Here is a 22,853-nt window from a genome sequence, read left to right as displayed (position 1 = left end):
ACCCGCTTTGCGCCCAATGTCACTGATGTCCGGGCTCGCCTGATCAACCATGCTGTGCCCTACTTTTGCTCGTTGACCCGCTCCAGCCAGATCTCCCGCCAGAACGGGATGAACGCGCGGGGGCAGTTGGACTTGTACACACCGTCGCAGATGATTCCGTCCAAGGCGATGCACGGATTTTTCATCTCAAGCAGCTTTCCGGTCTTCTCGTCGATGCAGCGCTCGACCCGCGCGGTGACCCGGGCGACCTTGCCGCACGACCGGGCCATGTCCTCCTCGAAGCCCAGCCCCCGGTTGAACCCCTTGGTGGTGAGCGTGGCGACGATCTCGTCCTTGGACTTGACGCGGACCAGCTCGCCCGGCTGGAGGTCGGTCGTCCCGGTCGGGGCCGGGCCGGTGTGCGGGCCGGGCTGCACGAACCCCCAGTCCAGGCCGCCCCTGAAGCGCAGCGCCCGGGGGAACTTCCTGGACAGCCGCTGGTAGCGGTTGAACAGGCCGAAGAACAGCGTCCGGACGGTCGAGGCGATCCCGGCGTTGCCCACCCGGACGTCCGTGACGTACTGGCCCAGGTCGCGGAACGGGAGCAGCTCGGGGGCGGCCCGCAGCAGCTCGGTCGCCTGGCAGCGGAACCGTTCCTCGCCGTCCGGCGCGGGCTCCTTGCGGGTGTTGACCTCCAGCAGCGGCAGCAGCGGCCGCTCGGGACGGACCTGCCCCTCGGCCGTCGGCGGCCCGTCGACCTTCCGCAGCCAGGACGTCTTCCAGTAGAGCAGGCAGGCCGTCTGGCAGCCGCCGTGGGCCGTGCCGTCGCAGCGGGAGCCGGTCAGGTGGACGGCGTCCACCATCTTCCGCATCCCGGTCCTGGTCATCGTGTCGCAGAGCTTGTTGGCCACCTTGTGGACGGTGAGCCGTTGCCCGCAGAACCGCAGCATCTCCGGCATGAACGGAAGGCTGTCCAGCTCTCCGCGCTCATCGAGGGTCGCCAGGATCTCTTCAGCACTGAGAACCTCGACCACGTCGCCGACTTTCAGCGCCAGGCTCAATCCACCCACTCCTTCAGCAGGCCCGCGTTCTGCAGGGCGTTCGCCGCGTCCGCCAATGCCTGGAACGGCAGGTTCGACCGTTCCGCGATGTCGAGCAGGCTGTGCCGCCCGTCGGAAAGGTTGAGCACCCACAACATCGCCATCTGGGCCTGTTTCGTGTCACTGCGGCCGCCCAGCGAGCCGTACAGGCCGCGCGCCCCGAGCTGGGGCTCGCCGTACGGGCTGAGGTTCTGGTAGCGGCGGTTGCCCTCCAGGACCCGTACGGCGCCCCACAGCGTCTCCAGGGTGTCCTCCATGGCCTCGGGCCGCACGAAGTCCGGATCGTCGGCCGAGGTGTGGTACTCCGGGTAACTCCCGTAGGGCGTCCTGGTCAGCGAGCCCACGGGCAGGTCGAACCCCGGCGAGCAGTACTGCCGCTCGTCGTAGCCGTAGGGCGAGAAGTCCAGGAGGGTGTGCGGCCGGTCCTTGAGCACGTGCGCGAAGACCTGGTCGATCTCGGCGTCGCCGCGCCTGCTGCGCTTGTAGGTGACCGTCCCGGCGTCCCCGGCGCAGGCCAGGGTGAGGCCGTGCCTGATCCGGTCCACGCGCTCGCGGTTGAGCGCCAGCCAGGTGATCGCGCCGATGGTGCCGGGGGCGAACACGAACCGGTAGGTGTACCAGGGCTCGGCCAGCTCCCTGACCAGCGCCGCCAGCGACACCGCCACCGCCACCCCGGCCAGGTTGTCGTTGGCCAGCGAGGGATGGCACACGTGGCAGGAGATCAGCACCTCCTCCGAGCTGCGGCCCCGGATCACGTGCTCGCCGTAGGTCAGGTGGCCGTCGGCGAGCGTGGAGTCGATCCTGACCTCGTACGGCCCGTCCGCCAGCCCGTCCAGGGTGTTCTGGCTCAGGCAGAAGCCCCAGGTCTCGGCGTAGTAGCTGGTCCGGTACGGCACCAGGTCCGGCTGGCCGGGCAGCGTGTGCAGGCGCCCGCGCAGCTCCGCCAGCGGCATGGTGGCCTCGACCGGCGCGCTGTAGCCGACGACGTGCAGGTTGCTCTTCCGGAAGTCGACGACCCGGTTCCCGGCGGCGTCCTTGACGTAGGCGTCGCGGATGTTCCACTCGCGGGGGATCGTCCAGTCGAGCACCTGCGTGCCCGTCGGCACCTCGGTGATCTCCAGCGGGGCCGACCCGCTGATGATCTCCAGGGTGCGGCGCAGTCCGTCGCCGGTGATGCTGCGGCACAGCGGGTAGAGCCGCCGTACCAGGTCGTGCATCTCCGGGCCGGTCATGGCCGCAGGGTGGCGTCGACGGTGCCGGCCTCGCGCCGGTCGGCGAGCCGGGCCAGCCTGGTGAAGCGGCGGTCGAAGTCGTGCCTGGTCAGCCCGTGCTCGCGGTAGGCGTCGATGAGCTCGACGGCGCCCGCCTTGACCGTCCAGCGGGCCTCGTAACCCAGGGCGGACCTGATCCGGGAGAAGTCGACGCGGTAGGAGCGCGGGTCGGCGCCCGTCTCGCCGGTGATCGTCAGCGTCGAGCCGGGGACGGCCGCGACCACCTCGGCCGCGATCTCGGCCACGGTCACGTTGTTGACCTCGGTGCCCACGTTGAAGGCCGTGGCGTGCACGGCTTCGCGCGGCGCGGTCAGGGCGGCGGCGAACGCGTCGGCGATGTCCCTGGCGTGCACCAGCGGACGCCACGGGGTGCCGTCGGACAACACCCGGACCTCGCCGGTCAGGTGCGCGTGGCCCACCAGGTTGTTCAGCACGATGTCGGCGCGCAGCCGCGGCGAGAACCCGAAGGCGGTGGCGTTGCGCAGGAACACCGGGGTGAAGTCGTCGTCGGCCAGCGCGGTCAGGTCGTCCTCGACCCGCACCTTCGACTCGGCGTACGGCGTGACCGGGCGCAGCGGGGCCTCCTCGTCCAGCAGGTCCGCGCCGCCGGAGGCGCCGTAGACCGAGCAGGTGGAGGCGTACAGGAAGCGTCGCACGCCCGCGTCCCTGGCCAGCCTGGCCAGCCGTACGGAGGCGTGGTGGTTGATGTCGTAGGTCAGGTCGGGCGCGAGCGCGCCGAGCGGGTCGTTGGACAGGGCGGCCAGGTGGATCACCGCGTCGACCCCGGCGACGTGCTCGGGCCCGGCGTCGCGCAGGTCCACGGCGTGCGCCTCGACCGGCTCGGGCTCTGGCCCGAGCACGCAGTCGGCGAACAGGCCGGAGTCCAGGCCGACGACCTGGTGCCCGGCCTCGGCCAGGACGGGGGCCATCACGCTGCCCAGGTAGCCCTGGTGGCCGGTGAGCAGTACCCGCATCAGTTCTCCAGATCGACGGTCAGCTTGGACACGTGGAACGCCTCGGCGTACCGCGCGTGGCATTCGATGCCCCGGATGCGGGCCAGGCCCAGGAACGCCTCGCGGTCGTACCACGGGCGGTGCCGCTGGGAGGCGTAGTGGCGCTGGAGCAGGTCCGCCTTGCGCCCGGCCACCTCCGGGGTGAGCGGCTGGTAGACGGCGGGGACGGCCAGGTCGCCGTCCCACTTGACGATCTCGTAGCCGAGCGTCAGGTGGTCGCGGAAGGCGGTGGGCACCAGCTCGGCCAGCCCCCGGTGGTCCTGGTGGGCGTCGCCGCGCCAGGGCGCCAGGATCAGATCGGGCTCGGTGCGGGCCCGCAGCTCCTCGACCGCGGCCTTGGCCTCCTCCCAGCGGGCCGGCAGGTAGCCGTCGGGCAGCTTGAGCACGCTCGCCCGCAGGTCCGCGCCGGGGCAGAAGTCGGCCAGCGCGGCGCGTTCCTCCTCCTCCCGCTCGGTCCCGCCGCCGGACAGCACCAGCGCGTCCACGCGCAGGCCGGGACGGGCGGCGCAGATCGTCAGCAGGCTGCCGCCGGCTCCGATCGCCAGGTCGTCGCAGTGCGCGGCGAGCGCCACGACGGAGGTCACGCCCCCGGGACGCAGTCCGATCACCGGGACCGTTCCCACAGAGCCCACGGGCGCACGCCGCGCGAGTACGCCTCGTCCAGCTCCATGCGCTGGTTGACGGTGTCGGTGGGCCGCCAGTAGCCGCGATGGGGGTAGGCCAGCAGGCGTCCGCGCTTGGCCAGCTCGGCGCAGCCGTCGGCGACCAGGTCGCCGTTCTCCGGGATGTGCTCGAAGATCTCCTGGGTCAGCACGAAGTAGCCGCCGTTGACCCACACCGGCATCTCGCTGACCGGCGAGATGCCGCCGACCAGTCCGTTCTCGCCGACGTCCACGCAGTGGAAGGTCTGGGACGGCGGCACCACCATCATCGAGGCGGCCGCGCCGGACTCGGCGAACCGGTCGATGATCTCGGGCAGCGGCGCGTCGGTGAGCACGTCGGCGTAGTTGGCGAGGAACACCTCGTCGTCGCCCAGATGGCGGCGGACCCGGCGTAACCGCTCCCCGATCGGGGAGTCCGTCCCGGTCTGCACGAACGAGATGGACCAGTCGGAGATGTCGCTCGACAGCAGCTCGACCTTGCCGCCGCGCAGCACGAAGTCGTTGGACGTGGCCTCCTGGTAGCCGAGGAAGAAGTCCTTGATGTGGTGGGCGCCGTACCCCAGGCACAGGATGAACTCCTTGTGTCCGAAGTGGGCGTAGTAGCGCATCACGTGCCAGAGCAGCGGTCGCGGACCGACGAGCGCCATCGGTTTGGGCACCTCGCCCGGCACACCGGTCCGCATCCGGGTGCCGAATCCTCCGCAGAACAGGACAACCTTCACACGACCTCCAGGTGTGGGATCGGGAAGACCAGCCGGCCTCCCCATTCGTGCACATAGGAGAGCTGAGCGGTGAGCTCTTCGCGCAGGTTCCACGGCAGGACCAGCACATAGTCCGGGCGGTCCTGGGCGATGCGCTCCGGCGGAGCGATCGGGATCCTGGTGCCCGGCGTGAACCTGCCGTGTTTGTACGGATTGCGATCCACCGTGTAGGCCAGCAGATCCGGCCGGACGCCACAGTGGTTGAGCAGCGTGTTGCCCTTGCCCGGCGCGCCGTACCCGGCGACCGTCTTGCCCTCCTCGGCGGCGGTGATCAGGAATCGGAGCAGGTCGCGGCGGACGCGGGCGACCCGCTCCGCGAACCCCGCGTAACCGGAGAGGTCGTGCAGCCCGGCGGCCTTCTCCCTGGCGAGCACGTCGAGCACCCGGCCGGACGGGCTGCCCGAGGGCCGCGCCCACAGCCGGATCGACCCGCCGTGGGTGGGCAGCAGCTCGACGTCGACCAGGGTCAGGCCGCCGCTCGCCAGCGCCCGCTGCGCGGAGGCCACCGTGTAGTACTGGAAGTGCTCGTGGTAGATCGTGTCGTACTGGTTCAGCTCCACGAGCGTGAGCAGGTGCTGGACCTCGATCGAGACCCATCCGTCGTCGGCCACCAGGGCGCGCAGCCCCTTGGTGAAGCCGATGACGTCGGGGATGTGCGCGTAGACGTTGTTGGCCACCACCAGGTCGGCGGGACCGTTCCCGTCCCGCACCGACGCGCCCGTCTCCGGGGTCAGGAACGCGGTGAGCGTCGGCACGCCCTTGTCCTTGGCCGCCTGCCCCACGTTGGCCGACGGCTCGATGCCGAGGCACCGGATGCCGCGTGCGACCACGTGCTGCAGGAGGTAGCCGTCGTTGCTGGCCACCTCGACCACGAACGACGGCTTCAACCGTTCCACGGCCGTGTCGACGAACCGCCGCGCGTGCTCCACCCAGGAGGCGGAAAATGACGCGAAGTAGGCGTATTCGGTGAAAGTTTCTTCCGGCGTGATCAACGGCGGGATCTGGGCCAGCCAGCAGCCCGTGCAAACCCGCAGATGAAGGGGATAGGTGAGCTCGGGCTGATCCAGTTGTTCCGCCGTGAGGAAGAGCTCACAGGGCGGTGTCGCCCCGAGATCCACCACGCCGACCAGGTCCGTCGAGCCGCACAACCGGCACGATGTCATCAACAAAGGGCCCCACCCAGAAATGACAAGATTTCCCCCTTTGGAAACCCACAGCCATACTTCGGGTGGGCGGCAATGAGTGTTACAAGTGTCTTCATGAAACGCCTGAGCATCGATGGAGCATTGCTCTACACCCCCCGCATCCTCAGCGATCCCCGGGGCGTTTTCCTGGAAAGCTTCCGCGCCGCCGACCTGCGGGAGGCGACCGGGCGCTCGATCGAGCTGGCCCAGGTCAACTGCTCGGTCTCCAGCCGCGGAGTGCTGCGCGGCATCCACTTCGCCGACGTGCCGCCCGGCCAGGCCAAATACGTCATGTGCGTGGCGGGCGAGGCCCTCGACGTCGTGGTGGACGTCCGCGTGGGGTCGCCGACGTACGGGCGGTGGGAGGCGGTGCGGCTGGACGACGTCTCGCGCCAGGGCATCTTCCTGATGGAGGGATTAGGCCATGGCTTCATGGCCCTCAGCGAGTCGGCCACGGTCGTCTACCTCTGCTCCTCCCCGTACGACCCGGCCCACGAGCACGGCATCCACCCGCTCGACCCCGATCTCGCCATCGAGTGGCCGATCGACGTGGAGCCGGTCCTGTCGGCGAAGGACGCCGCCGCCCCCACGCTCAAGCAGGCCCGCGACGCGGGGATACTGCCGTCGTGGTGAGCGTCGTGATCCCGGCCCACAACGAGGCCAAGGTGCTCGGCCGGCTGCTGGACGGCCTGCTCGGCGAGGCGGCGCCCGGCGAGTTCGACGTGGTGGTCGTGGCCAACGGCTGCACCGACGGCACGGCCGAGGTGGCCCGGCCGTACGACGTCCGGGTGCTGACGACGCCCGTCCCCTCCAAGAGCGCGGCGCTGCGCATGGGCGACGCGGCCGCCCGCGGCTACCCCCGCCTGTACGTCGACGCCGACATCGAGCTCAGCACGGCCTCGGCGCGCGCGCTGGCGGCCGTGCTGGCCGCGCCGGACGGGCCGCTCGCCGCCGCGCCGGAGCGGGACCTGACGCTGGCCGACCGCCCGTGGCCGGTGCGCGCCTACTACGCGATCTGGACCCGGCTGCCGCACGTCCGCGCGGGGCTGTTCGCCCGGGGCGTGATCGCGGTGAACGCCGCAGGCAACGAACGGCTGCGCGCGCTGCCGCCGGTGATGGCCGACGACCTGACCGCCTCGCTGGCCTTCACGCCCGACGAACGCGTGATCGTCGGCACGGCCCGCGCGGTGATCCATCCGCCGCGCACGGTCGGCGACCTGCTGCGCCGCCGGGTCCGGGCCATGACCAGCGTCACCGAGCTGGAGCGGACCTCGGCCGGCGCGGGCGAGCGCACCGGCCCGCGCGACCTGGCGGCCATCGTGGCGAAGGAGCCGCGCCTGGCGGGCGCGGCGGCGGTCTTCGCCGCGATGGCCGTGCTGGCCAGGCGGCGGGCCGCCCGCGCGATCCGCGCGGGCGACTACACCACCTGGCTGCGCGACGAGAGCAGCCGGAGCTAGCTGACCGGCGTGTTCATGTCGGTGGTGATCTGGGCGGCGGTCAGCGCCTTGTTGTAGACCCGCACCTCGTCGATCAGGCCGCTGAAGTACTCGCCCGAGCCGCTGTTCCCGCCGATCCGCAACGGGCTCGTCCCGGTACGCAGGTTGCCGACCGTCGGATTCGTCGCCACCTGCGTGCCGTTGACGAACATCCGCAACGTCGAACCGTCATAGGTCGCCGCCACATGACTCCAGACGTTCAACGGCAGATTGCCCGCCGCCGGAGCATTCGCCCCCGACGACGTGTAGACGAACGCCGCAGGACCGCTGCCGCCACTCCCCATGATCGCGTACGCCAGATCAGCCCCGAACTCCTTCATCAGCACCGTCCGCCACCCCGTCACACTCGACGGACGCACCCACGCCTCCAACGTCATCCCGCCGGTCAGACGCAGAGAGCTGGAGTCGGCCACCGTCACCCAGCTCGACGTGCCGTCGAACGACAACGCCTGGCCGTACTTGCCGGCCGTCCAGGTCGCCGCGGTGAGGGTGCCGTTGTTGCCGTTGCCGGAGGCGTCGGCGACGGCCGTCCCGGTGCCCGCGTTCATGCCGTACGCCGCCACCAGCCCGCTGACCGTCGGCGGCTGGGTGACCACCGCGGACGCCTCGTTGGACGGCGGCCCCGTGTTGCTGGAGCCGTCGAAGGCCACGACGCGGTAGTAGTACGTGCCCGCCGCGACCCCCGAGTCCGTGAACGACGTGCTCGCGGTCGAGCCCACCTGGTTGGCCCCGGACGGCGTGAACCCGGCGGTCGCCGACCGGTGGACGGTGTACCCGGTGACGGCCACGTTGTCGGTCGAGGCCGTCCAGGTGAGCTGGGCGCTGCCCTGACCGCCGGTCGCGGCCAGCGAGCCGGGGGCGGTGGGCGGCTGCGTGTCGGGCGGTCCCTGCTGCCCGACCGGGGTGTTCATGTCGGTGGCGATCTGGGCGGCGGTCAGCGCCTTGTTGTAGACCCGCACCTCGTCGATCAGGCCGCTGAAGTACTCGCCCGAACCGCTGTTCCCGCCGATCCGCAACGGGCTCGTCCCGGTACGCAGGTTGCCGACCGTCGGATTCGTCGCCACCTGCGTGCCGTTGACGAACATCCGCAACGTCGAACCGTCATAGGTCGCCGCCACATGACTCCAGACGTTCAACGGCAGATTGCCCGCCGCCGGAGCATTCGCCCCCGACGACGTGTAGACGAACGCCGCAGGACCGCTGCCGCCACTCCCCATGATCGCGTACGCCAGATCAGCCCCGAACTCCTTCATCAGCACCGTCCGCCACCCCGTCACACTCGACGGACGCACCCACGCCTCCAACGTCATCCCGCCGGTCAGACGCAGAGAGCTGGAGTCGGCCACCGTCACCCAGCTCGACGTGCCGTCGAACGACAACGCCTGGCCGTACTTGCCGGTCAGGGACCACGTGGTGTTCGCGGCCGTGCCGTTGTTGCCCTTGCCCGAGGCGTCGGCGACCGCCGTCCCGGCGCCCGCGTCCATGCCGTACGCCGCCACCAGGCCGTCCGGCACCTGGGACTGCTGGTAGGTCGCGGTGTAGGTCGCCGCGGTGGCCGGCGCCGTGACGTTGTGGGTGGCCGCGCCGCCGTCGGACCAGGAGGCGAGCGTGTAGCTGGAGCCGCCGGAGCTCTGCGGCGAGGGTGCGGAGACCGAGTTGTGGGAGCCGACGATCACCGTCCTGGTGAAGGGGGCGACGGTCTGCTCGCTGTTGAAGCCGAGCTGCAGCCCGGCGGGCACGGTCTGGAAGGTCAGGTTCACCGTCTTCGGCTGCAGCAGCACGCTCTTGGTGTCGGTCAGGCCGTGCGCGTCGGTCACGGTCAGCCGGAGCTCCAGGTGCGACGGGTATTCGTGGTCCGGCGGCGCGAAGGAGCCGCCGGTGCCGGTGAAGGTGGTGATCTCGTGCTCGTGGCAGGTGCTGGGGCAGTGATGCATGATCAGCTTCCACTGCATCCGCGAGCCGGGGATCGTGCCGTCCTGGGCGTCGGTGCCGGTGCCGGAGAACGTGATCGTGTCGCCGACGGCCCACGTCAGCGAGGGCGACGGCGAGTTGATCGTCGCCGTCGGCGCCGTGTTGTTCACGTTGATCGTCACGGTCGCGGTTCCCTGGCCGCCTCGCCCGTCGTCGGCCAGCAGCTTCACCACGTAGGAGCCGGGTTGCGCGTAGGTGCGGGACGGCGTGGCCGAGGTGGAGTCGTCGTAGTCGCCGTCGCCGTCCAGGTCCCAGCGGAAGGTGAGCGGGTCGCCGTCGGCGTCGGCGGAGCCGGCGGAGGTGAAGTTCACCGTGAGCGGCGCGTTGCCCGAGGTCGCGCTCGCGCCGATGACGGCGGTCGGCGGGGTGTTGTTGTACAGGTACCGGATGATCTGCCCGTTGGTGTAGTCGACCGCGAACAGGTCGCCGCCGGGGCCGGTCTGCACCTCCACGGCGGGCATCCCCGAGTCGAACGTGGTCACCGTCGCCGGGTCGGGCAGGCCGTTCGCGCCCTTGGTCATGACCCAGACGCACGACCTGCTGAAGTCGGAGAAGAACAGAGCTCCGTCGTAGGCGGCCGGGTAGGAGCCGCCCTCGTAGAACGCGACGCCGCTGGAGGACGACCCGCCCGACGGGCACGGGTCGTTCGGCGCGGGCTTGGAGGCGTGGTTCCAGGCGAAGTACGGCTGCGTCACCGCCGCCGGGCCCGCCGCGTACAGGTTCTCGCAGAGGGTCAGGTTCAGGTTGTCGTAGCCGCCCTGCCGGGCCGGGCCCTCGTAGCAGGGCCAGCCGAAGTTGCTGACCGGGCCGGTGGGCGAGGTGATCCGGTTGATCTCCTCGTAGGTGTTCCAGCCGACCTCGCCCGCCCAGATCTCGTTCGTGCCGGGCCGTACGGTGATGCGGAACGGGTTGCGCTGGCCGTAGGCGATGATCCGGGCCGCGTTGGGGTCGCTGCTCCCCGCGTTCGGGTTGCCGGGGGCCGCCGCGCCGGTGTCCGGGTCGACCCGGATGATGCTGCCGTTCAGGCCCGCCGGGTCGCCGCCGGTGCGCAGGTCCTGCGAGCGCAGCGCGCCGCCCTCGGCGGCCGGCGGGGCGAGCGCGGTGCCCACGGGCGAGGGCGGGTCGCCGCAGGGGTTGTCCGGGGTGACGTCGGAGCTGGTCAGGTTGTCCTGACCGTAGTCGGCGAAGTTGAAGCTGGCGCCGTCGCCGCCGCTGGCGTAGAGCATGCCGTCGGGGCCGAACGCCAGGTCGCCGACGGAGTGGCTGGGGTGCTGCTGGCACCAGCCGGTGATCAGCGGGGTCTCGGCGACCGAGCCGCCCGAGGGCGCCAGCACGGACAGCCGCCCGGTGATCAGGCAGCCGTCCCCGGTCGCGCCGGGCGGGGTCGGGCACGGGTCGGCGCTGACGCCCGCCGCGCCCCAGCGCGGCGCGCTGCCGCCGGGCACCGCGTCGTAGGAGTACAGCACGTAGATGCGCGGGTCGGCCGGGAAGTCCGGGTGCAGGGCCAGGCCGAGGAGCCCGCGGTCCCAGAAGTTGTGCACCTGCGTGCGCAGGTCGGCGTAGATCGCCGGCGTGGTGTCGGCGAGGGAGTCGAAGACCTTGATCAGGCCGCTCTTCTCGGCGACGAACACCCGGCCGTCCGAGGCGAACTCGATGTTGGTCGGATTGGTCAGGCCGCTGAAGACCACCTGTCTTTGAAAGCTGCCCGGCAGTGCCTGCGCGGGCGGCGGCGCGACGATCGCCAGCCCGGGCGTGATCAGCAGGACGGATAAAAGCGCATGGCGAAGCCGCCGTAACACGGGAACCCCCTTGAAACGGAAAAATCCCCCGAGCCCTGGATCGATCTATCGCACCGATTCAGGGCTAAGTCACGCGCTTTGTCCGCATCTGGCCAGCCACGCGTACAGCAGCCACCCCAGCTCGTACGGCCGGCACTCCCGGTCCACGGCGACCGGCGGGTAGACCCGGTCCAGGACGCCCAGCCGCATCTCCTTGTGCACGCCCGTCGCCATCGCCCGCAGCCCGCGCACCAGCTTGCGCGGATCGGCCCTGGCCTCCTTCCGCCAGGTCAGCGCCAGGTCGTCGAGCACGAACGAGGGCCGCCCGATCATCCAGTCGAGCCCCTTGGAGATCTCCGCCACGTACGCCGTGCCGCCCGCGTCGGCCAGGTCCAGCAGCGCCATCGGCCCCATGGACAGCTGGTGGACGCTGTAGACCGGATACCCCTCCACCACCGAGCCGGTACGGGCGTCGTAGTGCCACCACCACTCCCCCTCCGGCCCCTGGGCCCGGCAGATGCCCGCGGCCACCTGCTCGGCGGCCCGCAGCGCCTCGGCGTCCCCGGTGGCGGCGTGTAGCCGGGCCAGCGCCTGCAGCGGGTAGACCTGGTCGGCGAAGCACCCCACGTGGGCGCGGTAGCGCGGCACCAGCGGGCCCCGGCCGAGCGCGTGCGGGTAGAGCCGGTTGCCGGCCAGGCCGCCGAGCAGCCGCTCGCGGGCGCGTTCCGTCCGGCCGTCGCGCACCCCGGCCGCGACCAGGGCGGCCAGCGCCCACGCCGCCTCGACGGTGTGGATCTGCCCGCCCGCGTCCAGCTCGGCCAGGCGGCGCAGGGCCAGGTCGAGGTCGGCGTGCCCGGTCTCGGCCGCCGCCCAGCAGATCAGCGCCGCGTCGCCGGCGCCGGTCACCTCGGGAAGCCGCTTGACCAGGTTCCCCACCAGGTCGAGGACGTCGTCACCGGCCAGCGCCGCCCGCTGCCGGGCCTCCTCCAGGGTGGCCACGCCGAGCGCGACGATCGCGGAGTAGCGGATGCTGCGCCCCTCGGGCACCGCCGTCCACGTGCCGTCGGCCTGTCGGCGGCCCCGGCGGGTGAAGACGAAGCCGCCGTCGCCGTAGCCGGGGGGCAGGCCGCGTACCGACAGGTCCAGCATGCCCCGCACGAAGTCCTGGTGGCCGGAGCTCAGCAGAGCGATCCGGTGATCCGTCACGTCGTCTCCTCGATCCTGCGTCTGACACCGGCCCACTCCCTGACCACCAGGAGCAGGAAACTGCCGTTGGTGCGCACGTAGCGCGGCCCGAGCCGCAGCGGCTCCTGGAGCATGCGGTAGAGCCATTCCAGCCCTAATCGCTGCCAGCGCACCGGCGCCCTGCGGGTGCGTCCGGCCAGCACGTCGAACGAGCCGCCCACGCCGTGGATGATCCGCGCCCCGGTGCGCTCGCCCCACTCTCGGATGAAGATCTCCTTCTTCGGCGAGGTGATGCCCAGGAACAGCAGGTCGGCCCGCGAGGCGGCGATCTCGGCGGCGACCTCGGCCGACTCCTCCGGCGCGAAGTAGCCGTCGCGGGACCCGGCGACGGCCAGGCCCGGGTAGCGGGCACGCACCTCGTCCAGCACCCCGGCCAGCACCTCGGCGGTCGCGCCGAGGAAGTAGGCCCGGTAGCCGCGCCGGGCGCCCTCGGCCATCAGCTCGGTGAACAGGTCGATGCCCGCCACCCGCTCGGGGATCCGGTGCCCGAGCGCCCGCGCCGCCCAGACCACCGCCTGTCCGTCGGCCAGCACGAGGTCGCTGTCCAGCACCGACTGGCGCAGGGCGGCGTCCGCGCGCATGTTGACGACCTTGGCGGCGTTCACCACGCCGATGGTCAGCCTGCCGCCGTCCGCGACGGCCGCCACGCAGCGGGCGATCACCTGGTTCATGGTGAGGGCGTCCAGCACGGTGCCGAACACCGTCCTCCGCTCCGGCAACCTCGTCATCCGTCCCCCTGGGTGTCCATGACATATCGGTCTCAGCTCCGGAAACGTCACATCAAGGAAGGACCAGCTCGGTGAGCGTGGCCCGGTGGTCGGTCCGCGGCACCCGCAGGGTCTGGAAGCTCCGGACCGCGATCCGCCGGTCGGCCAGCACGTGGTCGATGGCCACCTTCGGGAACAGCCGCGGCTGCTCGTAGTAGGGCCAGGTCATGGAGAGACCCTTTCCGGTGACGTCGGCGGCGTCCCGGTAGCCGGTGGCGATCAGGTCGCGCAGCACCGCGTGGTCGAGCGTGGAGTTGAAGTCCCCGGCCAGGATCCGCAGGCGGCCGCCGGCGGGCGGCAGCGCCCGGATGCTCGACGCCCAGCAGGCCGTGCGCCAGCCCTCCGAGGGCGCGCACGCGTGCACGGCGACGATCTCGGCCTCCCGCCCGCCCGGCAGCGTGACGACGGCGGGCAGGTGGCGCGGGCTCTCCTCGAAGGGCGGCGCCGCGATCGGCGAGTCCGCGGCCCGCAACGGGTAGCGCGAGTAGATCGCCGCGCCCGACGAGTCCTCCCCCGGCAGCACGATCCGGTACGGCAGCAGCCGCGTCAGCCCCAGCTCCTCCACCCGCTCCCGCATCAGGCCGGTGAACTCCAGCAGGTGCAGCACGTCGGGCCGCTCGCGCTCGACCGTCTCCACCAGCACCGGCGGCAGCACGGAGGAGTGCAGCAGGTTGACCGCCAGCACCCGCAGCACCGGCCCGGCGGCCGGCGGGTTGCCCTCGGGCACCGCGCGCGGCACGACGGCCACCGCGAACGCGCACGTCACGGCGAGTGCAGCGGCGATCAGCGCCCCGGCGCGCAGGTAGAGCGCGAACGCCAGCGGCACCACCGACAGCGCCGCCGCGTACGGCGTGAACGACACGAGCTGCGACCACAGGAACTTCGGCTCCCACCCCAGCAGCCGCAGCCCCGCCCATCCCGCGAGGCCGCACACCATGAGCCACAGCACCGCGCCGCCTACGCGGCGCCGCACCGGCGCCCGCGCGTCAGCACCGGCCAGGCCGCGCGCAGCGCCTGACGCCAGTGCCGGATCGGCTCTCCCTTCGTGTGCGCGAGAACGCTGTTGGCCGGACGCCGGGCCGGCCGGGGGAAGCCCGCCGAGCTCACCGGGCGCACCCGTTCGGGGTCCAGGCCGAGCAGCGTGAAGATCTCCTTGGCCAGGCCGCACCATGTCGTCTCCCCGGAGCTGGTGCCGTGGTAGACGCCCGGCGGCAGGTCGGAGCGCGCCAGCCGTACCAGGTAGTCGGCCAGGTCGGCGGTCCACGTCGGCTGGCCGTGCTGGTCGTCGACCACGTCCACGGTGTCGCGCTCGGCCGCCAGCCTGATCATGGTCCGGACGAAGTTGGGGCCGGCCGCGCCGTACAGCCAGGCGCTGCGCACCACGTGGTGCCCGTGCTCCAGCGCCGCCCGCTCGCCGGCGAGCTTGGTCCTGCCGTACGCGTTCACCGGCGCGGTCGGCGCGTCCTCCGGGTACGGGTCCGGCGCGGCGCCGTCGAAGACGTAGTCGGTGGAGACGTGCACGAGCCGCGCCCCGGCCCGCGCGCAGCTCTCGGCCAGCCAGCCCACCGCGTGCCCGTTGATCTCCAGCGCCTCGGTCTCGTGGGTCTCGGCGTCGTCCACGGCGGTCCAGGCGGCGCAGTTGACCACCACGCCCGGCCGGTAGGCGGCGACGAAGTCGCGGACCGCGCGCCGGTCGCACAGGTCGAGCTCGGACCGGCCGAGCGCGAGCACCGGCTCGCCGGTCAGCCCGGCCCGTTCCAGGACGTCGGCGGCCAGCATCCCGCCGCCGCCCGTGACGAGCCACCTCATGGCAGGCGCCCGGTCACGCGGGCCACCAGTCGCGGTGCTCGGCGTACCAGCGGATCGTGTCCTTCAGCCCCTGGTCGAACGGGATCTCCGGGCGGTAGCCGAGCTTGCGCAGCTTGCTGTCGTCCAGGGAGTACCTGCGGTCGTGGCCCTTGCGGTCCTCGACGTGGCGCACCGAGTCCCAGCCGCGGCCGCAGGCTTCGAGCAGGCGGGCGGTCAGCTCCTTGTTCGTCAGCTCGGCGGTGCCGGCGATGTGGTAGATCTCGCCGGGCTCGCCCTTCTCGGCGACCAGGCGGATGCCGGCGCAGTGGTCCTCGGCGTGGATCCAGTCGCGCACGTTCCCGCCGTCGCCGTACAGCGGGACCGGGCGGCCGCGCAGCAGGTTCGTGACGAACAGCGGGATCAGCTTCTCCGGGTACTGCCGGGGGCCGTAGTTGTTGCCGCAGCGGGTGATCGACACGTTCAGGCCGTAGGTGATGGCGTACGAGCGGGCGATCAGGTCGCCGCCCGCCTTGCTGGCCGCGTACGGCGACCGCGGGCGCACCGGCGCGGACTCGTCCCAGGAGCCGATGTCGATCGACCCGTAGACCTCGTCCGTCGAGACCTGGACGACCTTCGGCGTGCCCGCGTCCAGGCACGCCTGCAGCAGCGTCTGGGTGCCGAGCACGTTGGTCCGCATGAACTCGGCGGCGGCGCCCTCGATCGACCGGTCGACGTGCGACTCGGCGGCGAAGTTCACCACCAGGTCGTGGCCGGGGACGACCTCGCGCAGCAGCTCGGCGTCGCAGATGTCGCCGTGGACGAACTCGTGCCGCACCCCTTCGAGGTTGGCCCGGTTCCCCGCGTAGGTGAGCTTGTCGAGGACCGTGACGTACGCGTCGTGCAGCCCCCGGACGAAGTGGGAGCCGATGAATCCCGCGCCGCCCGTCACCAGAATTCTTGTCATGTAGTGATCTGTACCTTGCTGTGATCGCCCAGCACGAGGCGGTGGGCTCTGGGCGTGTTGGGCGCTCGGGTGACCTCGACGTCGTGGCCGATCAGTGACGCCTCGATCCGGCCGACGCCGTCGATGGACGCCCGGGGCAGCAGGATCGAGTATTCGATCTCGCTGCCGGTGACCACGCACGACGCGCCGACCGAGGTGAACGGCCCGACGTAGCTGTCCTGGACGCGCGCCCCCCGGCCGATGATCGCCGGGCCGACCACGCGGGAGCGCTCGACCACCGCGTCCGGCTCGACCACGACCCGGCCGATCAGCTCGCTGGCCTCGTCGACCCGCCCGCGCACGCCGGGCTCGACCGACTCCAGGACCAGCCGGTTGACCTCCAGCATGTCGGTGACGTTGCCGGTGTCCTTCCAGTATCCCGAGATCACCGACGACTCCACGCGCAGCCCGGCCTCGATCAGCCACTGGATGGCGTCGGTGATCTCCAGCTCCCCCCGCCACGACGGCTTGAGCTCGGCGACGGCGGCGTGGATCGCCGGGCTGAACAGGTAGACGCCGACCAGCGCCAGGTCGCTCTTGGGCCGGGCCGGCTTCTCCTCCAGGCCGACCACCCGGCCCTTCGCGTCCAGCTCGGCGACCCCGAACTGGCCGGGATCGCCGACCCTGGTCAGCATGATCTGCGCGGCGGGCCGCTCCCTGGCGAACCTGTCCACCAGGTCGTTGATGCCGCCGACGACGAAGTTGTCGCCCAGGTACATGACGAAGTCGTCGTCGCCCAGGAACTCGCGGGCGATCAGCACGCCGTGGGCCAGCCCGAGCGGCGCCTCCTGGCGGAGGTAGGTGACCTGCAGCCCGAACGCCGAGCCGTCCCCCACGGCCGTCTCGATCTCCGCCTGCGTGTCCCCGACCACCAGGCCGAGCTCCCGGATCCCGGCCGCCGCGATGGCCTCCAGCCCGTAGAACAGGACCGGCTTGTTGGCGACGGGGACCAGCTGCTTGGCCGAGGTGTGCGTGATGGGCCGGAGCCGTGTGCCCGACCCTCCGGCGAGCACGAGTGCCTTCACTGCTAGTAAGCCCCTTCTCCACGGGTGACGACGGACCAGGTCTTCCACAGGATCTGCAGGTCGAGCAGGAGCGACCAGTTCTCCACGTAGCGCAGGTCCAGCCGGACGGATTCCTCCCACGTCAGGTCGGATCGCCCGCTGACCTGCCAGAGGCCGGTCATGCCCGGCTTGACCACCAGACGGCGGCGCACGTCGGCGCCGTAGCTGGCGACCTCCTCCGGCAGCGGCGGCCGGGGGCCGACGAGGGACATCTCACCACGGATGACGTTGAGCAGCTGCGGCAGCTCGTCCAGCGAGTAGCGGCGCAGGAACGCGCCGACCCGGGTGATCCTTGGATCGTTCCTTATCTTGAACAGCACGCCGTCGAACTCGTTCGACGCGAGAAGCTGGTGCTTGAGCCGTTCGGCGTCGACCACCATCGTGCGGAACTTCACCACCCGGAACTCCCGGCCGCCCCTGCCCACCCTGGTCTGGTGGAACAGCGCGGGCCCCTGGCTGGTGAGCCTGATCACCAGGGCGAGCGTCAGCAGCGGCAGCGCGAGCACCAGCAGGGCCGCGCCGGCCACCAGCCGGTCGAAGGCCGCCTTCACGAGCTGCCGGGTGCCGTCGAACTCCGGGTGCTCGACGTGCAGCAGCGGCATCCCGGCCACCGGCCTGATGCTGATGCGCGGGCCGGCGACGTCCATGAGCGCGGGCGCGACGAACAGGTCGGTGCGCGCGGTCTCCAGGCTCCAGGCCAGCCGGCGCAGCGCAGCGCCGTCCAGCTCGGGACAGGCCAGGACGGCCACCGCGTCGGCCCGCGAATGGGCCACGACCTCGGCGACGTCGCCGAAGGAGCCCATCACCGGGATGCCGTCGAGGTCGACGTCGAGCGTGTCGTGCGGCAGGCAGGCTCCCACCACCTGCATGCCGTGGTGCGGCTGGCGGCGGAACTGCACGACGAGGTCGAGGATCGACTCCCGGTGCCCGACCGCGATCACCTGCCGCATGTACTCGCCGATCGCCCGCCTGCGATGAAGCCGCTTGCGCATGCGGTAACGGAAGTAGAGCGTGGCCAGCAGCACCAGCGGCAGCATCGCCATGACGAAGCTGCGCGCGATGGCCGTCTGCGTGGCGTAGGCCAGGATGGCCGTGGTGGCCATCAGCCCGATGCCGCCGGTGAAGACGGCCTTGAACTCCTCGGTGCCCTCGCCGTTGGCGCGTTGCCGGTACGCGCCCGCCATCCTGAGCGCGACCGGCCAGGCGACGAGCAGGCCGAGCCCGAGCACGTACTCGGCGATCGGCACGTACACGCCGGAGGCCAGGCGTACGCCCAGCACGCACGCGCACGCCAGCAGCGCGCACGCCGTGTCCCCGCCTAACAGGAGCCGCAGGTACGCCCGCGTCCAGATGTTGGACTCAAGGCGTGGCGCGGCCTCGAGGAGCACAGCAGTGGACTCCCCAGTCCCCACCCTCATAGCACCACCCTGTGATAACTGCTTTCACCGCGATAACAGGACGTTCCTTGTGCCGCATAGGTTGACAATGACCCATGCGTTATCAAGGGCGGCGGCCCCCACTAAAGAGTAAAGATCGATTCCAACCTGGGGAATAACGGGAAATGTCCACAATCGGACGTCGATCTAGGGGTTTCGGGGGTTGACGGAACGATCCAAAAGTGCAGCGTACGGGCGAGAAAATGTGAGGTTTATGGCGACATTTCGCCAGGTGACCGGGAAACTGAGCCGCTAGTCGTACTCCAGGTCCGGCAATGCGGACGGCGGATCAGGGCTGCGCCACACGACCACAACTCCGTCACGCGCGGAATCGGCCGCCAGGTTCAGCCGGTCGAGATCGAAATCGGGCAAGTAGCGTAGCCGGGCGACAAAGGTGGCATCGGTCGCGGAACGCGGCACCACGCAGCCTTCGCCGTCCCGGTCGAGCAGGATGTAGAGGACGTCTTCCCCGGATTCGGTGGCGACACGGACCTCCACCACGTCCTCCCACGCGAGGGCTTCGACGCTGCCGTCGGCGTAGTGGCGGGTGACGCCCTCTTCGGTGACATATACGTAGGAGTCCGGCATCGGGTTGCCGTGCATGGCCGCGATTCTTGCGAGTTCCGGGGCCGTCCCGCAAGGGTTCGCGCCCAATGACGCATCCGACCCACCCGTTCAGGGCAGTTCGGGATCGCCCCAGTTGTGGCTGAGATGCGCCGCGACGGCCGCCCGCGCCGCCTCCACCGGACCCGCCGCGATGGCGTCCAGCAGCTCGCGGTGCTCGCGGATCAGGACCTCCCGGTCGCGGTAGACCCGGCGCAGGCGCACCATGCCGAGCCTGGTCTCGGCGGCGAGCGTGGCGTAGAGGCGTTCGAGCCGCCGGCTGCCGGCCGCCTCGATCAGCGCCTCGTGCAGGGCCATGTGCTCGGCGACGGTCGCCGACCACGGCGCGTCGGCCGGCAGCGCCTCCCACCTGAGCAGCGCGGCCTCGGCGTCGGGCACCCGGCGGCCGGCCACGGCCTGGGCCATCAGGTCCTCCAGGGGGCGGCGCACGTACATGAGGTCCTGGAGGTCCGAGATCGTCACCTCGGGGACATAGGCGCTGCGGTTGCGCTCCCGCCTGAGCAGTCCCTCGTGCACCAGGCCCGCCAGCGCCTCGCGCACGGTCGGCCTGGCCACGCCGTACGACGCGGCGATCTCCTGCTCGGGCAGCGGCGTGCCCGGCGCGATCTCGCCGGAGAGCACCCGGGTGCGCAGGGCGTCGGCGAGCGCGCCGACCGTGGAGACGGGTTTGAGGGGCAGCATCACGGCTGTGATGCTAGTGCCGTTTCCCTGCCCGGCTCCCTGCCCGGCTCCCTGCCCTGTCCCCTGCCCCTGCCGCGTTCCGGCACGGCCACCGCCACCAGCCCGAGCACCAGCATCACCAGCCCGGCGATCGACAGCGGGGCCAGCCGCTCGCCCAGCACCAGCAGGCCCAGCAGCGCGGCGACGGCCGGCTCGGTCAGCGCCAGCGTCGAGGCCGTGGCGACCGGCGTGGTGCGCAGGCCGCGGCCGTACAGGATGTAGGACAGCGCGGTGGTGCCGAGGCCCAGGTAGAGCACGGCGAGCAGCCCGCGCGGCTCCCCCACCCAGCCGACGCCGTTGATCAGCAGCACCGGCAGCATGACCAGGGCGGCGCCGCCGAACAGCACCCCCATCACGGCGTCCGACTCGGCGCCCTGCTCGATGGCCCTGGCCGCGGAGACCGCGTAGAAGGCGTAGAGCAGGCCGCCGAGCAGCGCGAACAGCACGCCCGACACCATCTGCCCGCCCGCCTGCGCGCCGCCGCCGACGATCAGCGCCGCGCACCCGCAGACCGCCGCCGTGGTCGCCAGCGCCCACCGCCCGCTCGGCCGCCGGCCGTGCAGCGCCCAGGACAGCAGACCCGTGAAGACCGGCCCGCTGCCGATCGCGACCACCGTGCCGATGGCCACGCCCGTGCGCCCGACCGCCGCGAAGAAGCACAGTTGGTACGCCGCCACCGCCAGGGCCGCCGGCACCAGCCCCGGCCGGAACGACCGCCGGATGCCCGCCCGCGCGAGCAGGCCGAGCGCGGCGCCGCCGATGACCAGCCGGGCCGCGGCCAGGGCGACCGAGTCGGCCGAGACCAGCAGCCCCGCGGTGCCCGCGGTGCCCCAGAGCGCGGAGGCGCCCACGACGGCGAGAGGTCCGTTCTTCATGCCTACATTGTCAGACAATTAGACAATTTCGTCCAGCAGGTCGTCCAGCATGCGGTCAGCGGGGGCGGCGATGTCGCCGGCGTAGTCGTCCAGGACGGCGAGCGCGTCGTGCACGTCCGGCAGGCTCCGGCGCGGCAGCTCCAGCAGCGGCTCGCCCTCCGCGGTGATCCCGCCCTCCACGTGGAAGGCGTCCCCGGAGACGGTGAGGGACACCTCGAAACGCACCTCGCGGCCGTCGGGCAGGACGAACTCGGCGCCGGTGCGCACTCCCGAGGGCGGGACGAAGCAGGAGAAGGGACGCCCGCGCACGAACGGGTGGCGTAAGCCGGCGAGGATCTCGGCCGCCCTGCTCAGGGCCGCCAGCAGCCCGGCCGCGGCCCGGCTCTCGCTGTCCACCCGAAAAAGGGTAGTTCACCCCGCCACCACGTGACCAGCGCCCCGATCACCCCACCCTCCCGCACCGGGGCCTGCGACCACCGAGCCCTCCCCCGGCGCGACCGCCGATCGCCCCGAGGCCCCCTGCGGCGGGTCAGACCGGGCGGGTCAGACCGGGCGGGTCAGACCGGGCGGGTCAGACCGGGCGGGTCAGACCGGGCGGGTCAGACCGGGCGGGTCAGACCGGGCGGGTCAGTCGATGGCGAGGCGGGCGTGGCGTTCGACGTCGAGGCGCACGCCCTCGTGACAGAGCTTGCCGCGCTCGATGCCCTCCGCCCGGAACCCCGCCTTGGTCGCCACCCGGCACGACGCCGGGTTATCGGTGCGGTGCCCCAGCTCCAGCCGGAACAGCCCGCGCTCGCCGAACGCCCACCGGGCCAGCTCCTCGGTGGCCGCCGTCGCGATCCCGAGCCCCCGGTACGCGGGCAGCACCCAGTAGGACACCCACCCGTTGTCGTGGGCGTCGATCCCGGCCACGGCCACGTTGCCGACCACCGCACCCCCCTCGACGGTCACCGCGAACGCGTGCCCGACGCCCGTCCAGGACGTGATCCAGCCCACCGCGTCCTTGAGCGTGACGACGGGGAAGGACGACTGGCGGCGCAGATCGGGCGTACGGAACGCGCTCAGCACGGCCGGGGCGTCGTCCTCGCGCCACTCGCGAAGGCGGATGTCGATGGGGGCCACGCTGCCCGAGACTACCGCCGGCTCACGACGGCGCGATCTGGTGCTCCGCCTCGAACGCGCTGACCAGCGGCCGGGGCGCGGTCAGGCACCACGCCTCGGCCATCAGCTCGAACAGCTCGTCGGCGTCGATCTTGTCGAGGTGCACCACGACCCACCCGAAGCGCCCGGCGGTGAACTGCACCTCGAACACCTCGGGTCGCTCGGCCACCAGCGCGAGCTGCTCGTCGATCGTGGACTTGACCCCGACGGTCTCGGTCTTCTCCCACAGGTAGCCGAAGCCCTTGCCGTGGACCTTGAAACCGACCCACTCGGGGCCGGGATGCTCGGTGACCTCCGGCAGCCCGCGGACCAGATCGAGGAACTCGTCGACGCTCACACCCATGCCGACCTGTCTACCAAACCCGACCGACAACTCCGCCGGCTCAGCGGTAGTAGCGGACCTCGATGACGTTGCGGTCCGGGTCGGGGAAGAAGATGGTCTCGGGGGCGATGCCCTGGGCGCCGAAGGAGTTGGAGCCGGTGCCGGTGACCTCGACCCCGTGGTCCTTCAGCCGCACCTTGAGCGCCTCGAAGTCCTCCCTGCTCACCGACAGGCAGAAGTGGTTGATCTGGTGCCCGGCGCTGCCCGTCACCCCCGTGCCCTCCTCCACGCCCTTCGACACGTCGTGCGCCATCAGGTCGATGATCGTCCCCTCGGCGATCCGTACGCTCGGGAACCCCGCTTCGCCTTCGCGGAATTCCTCCCCCCGGACCCCCGGCAGGCCCACCACCTGCTCGTAGAAACGCAGGGCGGCAAGCTGGTCGGAGACCCAGAGAACGAGATGGTCCAGACGCGCATCCATGTAATAGATCCTCCATTCCCGTCCAATATCCGTTGCGCGCATGCCGCTGTCCAATTGAGGGCCCCCCGGACGGGCGATCGTCCCCTGATCGAAAGGCGGGATTCACGCGGGGTTCCCCTGTTCCGGCGGGGGCCGATCCGTCATCATCTGTC

23 protein-coding genes are annotated in these 22,853 nt (G+C 71.5%); 2 read left to right on the top strand and 21 right to left on the bottom strand.

All coding sequences use genetic code 11. The features are described 5' to 3' along the window. Positions 1–59: 59 nt before the first annotated feature. From ACIBST_RS18575 to ACIBST_RS18550, 6 genes are read right to left on the bottom strand one after another with little or no spacing between them, the layout of a single operon-like run. Positions 60–1,049 carry a hypothetical protein gene (locus ACIBST_RS18575; protein WP_397173004.1) on the bottom strand — a complete coding sequence of 330 codons (990 nt, stop codon included), beginning with the start codon at positions 1,047–1,049 and terminating at the stop codon, positions 60–62. Then, complete coding sequence (locus ACIBST_RS18570) at positions 1,037–2,311, bottom strand: DUF4910 domain-containing protein (protein WP_397173002.1); 1,275 nt, start codon at positions 2,309–2,311, stop codon at positions 1,037–1,039. The genes ACIBST_RS18575 and ACIBST_RS18570 overlap by 13 nt, the downstream gene beginning before the upstream one ends. Then, a complete protein-coding gene (locus ACIBST_RS18565) occupies positions 2,308–3,324 on the bottom strand; it encodes an NAD-dependent epimerase/dehydratase family protein (protein WP_397173000.1) in 1,017 nt (338 codons plus the stop codon). Before ACIBST_RS18565 ends, ACIBST_RS18570 begins: the two co-directional genes overlap by 4 nt. Continuing rightward, entirely contained in the window at positions 3,324–3,971 is a 648-nt protein-coding gene (locus ACIBST_RS18560) for a PIG-L deacetylase family protein (RefSeq protein WP_397172998.1), read from the bottom strand. The genes ACIBST_RS18565 and ACIBST_RS18560 overlap by 1 nt, the downstream gene beginning before the upstream one ends. Next, on the bottom strand, positions 3,968–4,747 hold the full coding sequence (locus ACIBST_RS18555; RefSeq protein WP_397172996.1) for a sugar phosphate nucleotidyltransferase: 780 nt from the start codon (positions 4,745–4,747) through the stop codon (positions 3,968–3,970). The genes ACIBST_RS18560 and ACIBST_RS18555 overlap by 4 nt, the downstream gene beginning before the upstream one ends. After that, a complete protein-coding gene (locus ACIBST_RS18550; protein WP_397173533.1) occupies positions 4,744–5,949 on the bottom strand; it encodes a class I SAM-dependent methyltransferase in 1,206 nt (401 codons plus the stop codon). Before ACIBST_RS18550 ends, ACIBST_RS18555 begins: the two co-directional genes overlap by 4 nt. A 96-nt stretch (positions 5,950–6,045) precedes the next feature. On the opposite strand from ACIBST_RS18550, the gene rfbC reads away from it, so the two are divergent. Then, the gene (gene rfbC / locus ACIBST_RS18545; protein WP_397172995.1) at positions 6,046–6,603 is read left to right on the top strand and encodes a dTDP-4-dehydrorhamnose 3,5-epimerase; all 558 of its coding nucleotides are present in this window, start codon (positions 6,046–6,048) and stop codon (positions 6,601–6,603) included. Beyond that, a complete protein-coding gene (locus ACIBST_RS18540; RefSeq protein WP_397172993.1) occupies positions 6,597–7,427 on the top strand; it encodes a glycosyltransferase in 831 nt (276 codons plus the stop codon). The genes rfbC and ACIBST_RS18540 overlap by 7 nt, the downstream gene beginning before the upstream one ends. On the opposite strand, the gene ACIBST_RS18535 is transcribed toward ACIBST_RS18540, so the two are convergent. From ACIBST_RS18535 to ACIBST_RS18465, 15 genes are all read right to left on the bottom strand, one after another. Continuing rightward, on the bottom strand, positions 7,424–11,236 hold the full coding sequence (locus tag ACIBST_RS18535; protein WP_397172991.1) for a LamG-like jellyroll fold domain-containing protein: 3,813 nt from the start codon (positions 11,234–11,236) through the stop codon (positions 7,424–7,426). The genes ACIBST_RS18540 and ACIBST_RS18535 overlap by 4 nt on opposite strands. Positions 11,237–11,305: 69 nt before the next feature. Beyond that, entirely contained in the window at positions 11,306–12,421 is a 1,116-nt protein-coding gene (locus tag ACIBST_RS18530) for a hypothetical protein (protein WP_397172989.1), read from the bottom strand. Next, positions 12,418–13,188 carry a WecB/TagA/CpsF family glycosyltransferase gene (locus tag ACIBST_RS18525; protein WP_397172987.1) on the bottom strand — a complete coding sequence of 257 codons (771 nt, stop codon included), beginning with the start codon at positions 13,186–13,188 and terminating at the stop codon, positions 12,418–12,420. The genes ACIBST_RS18530 and ACIBST_RS18525 overlap by 4 nt, the downstream gene beginning before the upstream one ends. A 52-nt stretch (positions 13,189–13,240) precedes the next feature. Continuing rightward, complete coding sequence (locus ACIBST_RS18520; protein WP_397172985.1) at positions 13,241–14,200, bottom strand: endonuclease/exonuclease/phosphatase family protein; 960 nt, start codon at positions 14,198–14,200, stop codon at positions 13,241–13,243. Continuing rightward, entirely contained in the window at positions 14,185–15,036 is an 852-nt protein-coding gene (gene rfbD / locus ACIBST_RS18515; RefSeq protein ID WP_397172984.1) for a dTDP-4-dehydrorhamnose reductase, read from the bottom strand. Before rfbD ends, ACIBST_RS18520 begins: the two co-directional genes overlap by 16 nt. A gap of 13 nt (positions 15,037–15,049) precedes the next feature. After that, positions 15,050–15,979 carry a dTDP-glucose 4,6-dehydratase gene (gene rfbB, locus ACIBST_RS18510; RefSeq protein ID WP_397172982.1) on the bottom strand — a complete coding sequence of 310 codons (930 nt, stop codon included), beginning with the start codon at positions 15,977–15,979 and terminating at the stop codon, positions 15,050–15,052. Then, the gene (locus ACIBST_RS18505; protein ID WP_397154511.1) at positions 15,976–17,043 is read right to left on the bottom strand and encodes a glucose-1-phosphate thymidylyltransferase; all 1,068 of its coding nucleotides are present in this window, start codon (positions 17,041–17,043) and stop codon (positions 15,976–15,978) included. The genes rfbB and ACIBST_RS18505 overlap by 4 nt, the downstream gene beginning before the upstream one ends. Before the next feature lie 2 nt (positions 17,044–17,045). Beyond that, positions 17,046–18,500 (bottom strand): sugar transferase, encoded by a 1,455-nt coding sequence (locus ACIBST_RS18500; RefSeq protein ID WP_397172981.1) that lies wholly within the window; start codon positions 18,498–18,500, stop codon positions 17,046–17,048. 270 nt (positions 18,501–18,770) lie between these two features. Continuing rightward, a complete protein-coding gene (locus ACIBST_RS18495; RefSeq protein ID WP_352364750.1) occupies positions 18,771–19,121 on the bottom strand; it encodes a hypothetical protein in 351 nt (116 codons plus the stop codon). 72 nt (positions 19,122–19,193) lie between these two features. After that, the gene (locus ACIBST_RS18490) at positions 19,194–19,823 is read right to left on the bottom strand and encodes a GntR family transcriptional regulator (RefSeq protein ID WP_397173531.1); all 630 of its coding nucleotides are present in this window, start codon (positions 19,821–19,823) and stop codon (positions 19,194–19,196) included. Then, entirely contained in the window at positions 19,823–20,737 is a 915-nt protein-coding gene (locus tag ACIBST_RS18485) for a DMT family transporter (RefSeq protein WP_397172980.1), read from the bottom strand. The genes ACIBST_RS18490 and ACIBST_RS18485 overlap by 1 nt, the downstream gene beginning before the upstream one ends. A gap of 18 nt (positions 20,738–20,755) precedes the next feature. Continuing rightward, entirely contained in the window at positions 20,756–21,133 is a 378-nt protein-coding gene (locus ACIBST_RS18480) for a hypothetical protein (RefSeq protein ID WP_397172979.1), read from the bottom strand. A 231-nt stretch (positions 21,134–21,364) separates the two neighbouring features. Continuing rightward, complete coding sequence (locus ACIBST_RS18475; protein WP_397172977.1) at positions 21,365–21,859, bottom strand: GNAT family N-acetyltransferase; 495 nt, start codon at positions 21,857–21,859, stop codon at positions 21,365–21,367. 22 nt (positions 21,860–21,881) lie between these two features. Beyond that, the gene (locus ACIBST_RS18470) at positions 21,882–22,241 is read right to left on the bottom strand and encodes an MmcQ/YjbR family DNA-binding protein (RefSeq protein ID WP_397172975.1); all 360 of its coding nucleotides are present in this window, start codon (positions 22,239–22,241) and stop codon (positions 21,882–21,884) included. Between the two features lie 40 nt (positions 22,242–22,281). Further along, positions 22,282–22,701, bottom strand: a complete 420-nt coding sequence (locus ACIBST_RS18465; protein WP_358290129.1) for a VOC family protein — start codon at positions 22,699–22,701, stop codon at positions 22,282–22,284. Positions 22,702–22,853: the final 152 nt, after the last annotated feature.

The organism is Nonomuraea sp. NPDC049684 (genome assembly GCF_044465345.1).
Taxonomy (GTDB): Bacteria; Actinomycetota; Actinomycetes; order Streptosporangiales; family Streptosporangiaceae; genus Nonomuraea.
This window is presented reverse-complemented; position numbering and strand designations above follow the sequence as displayed.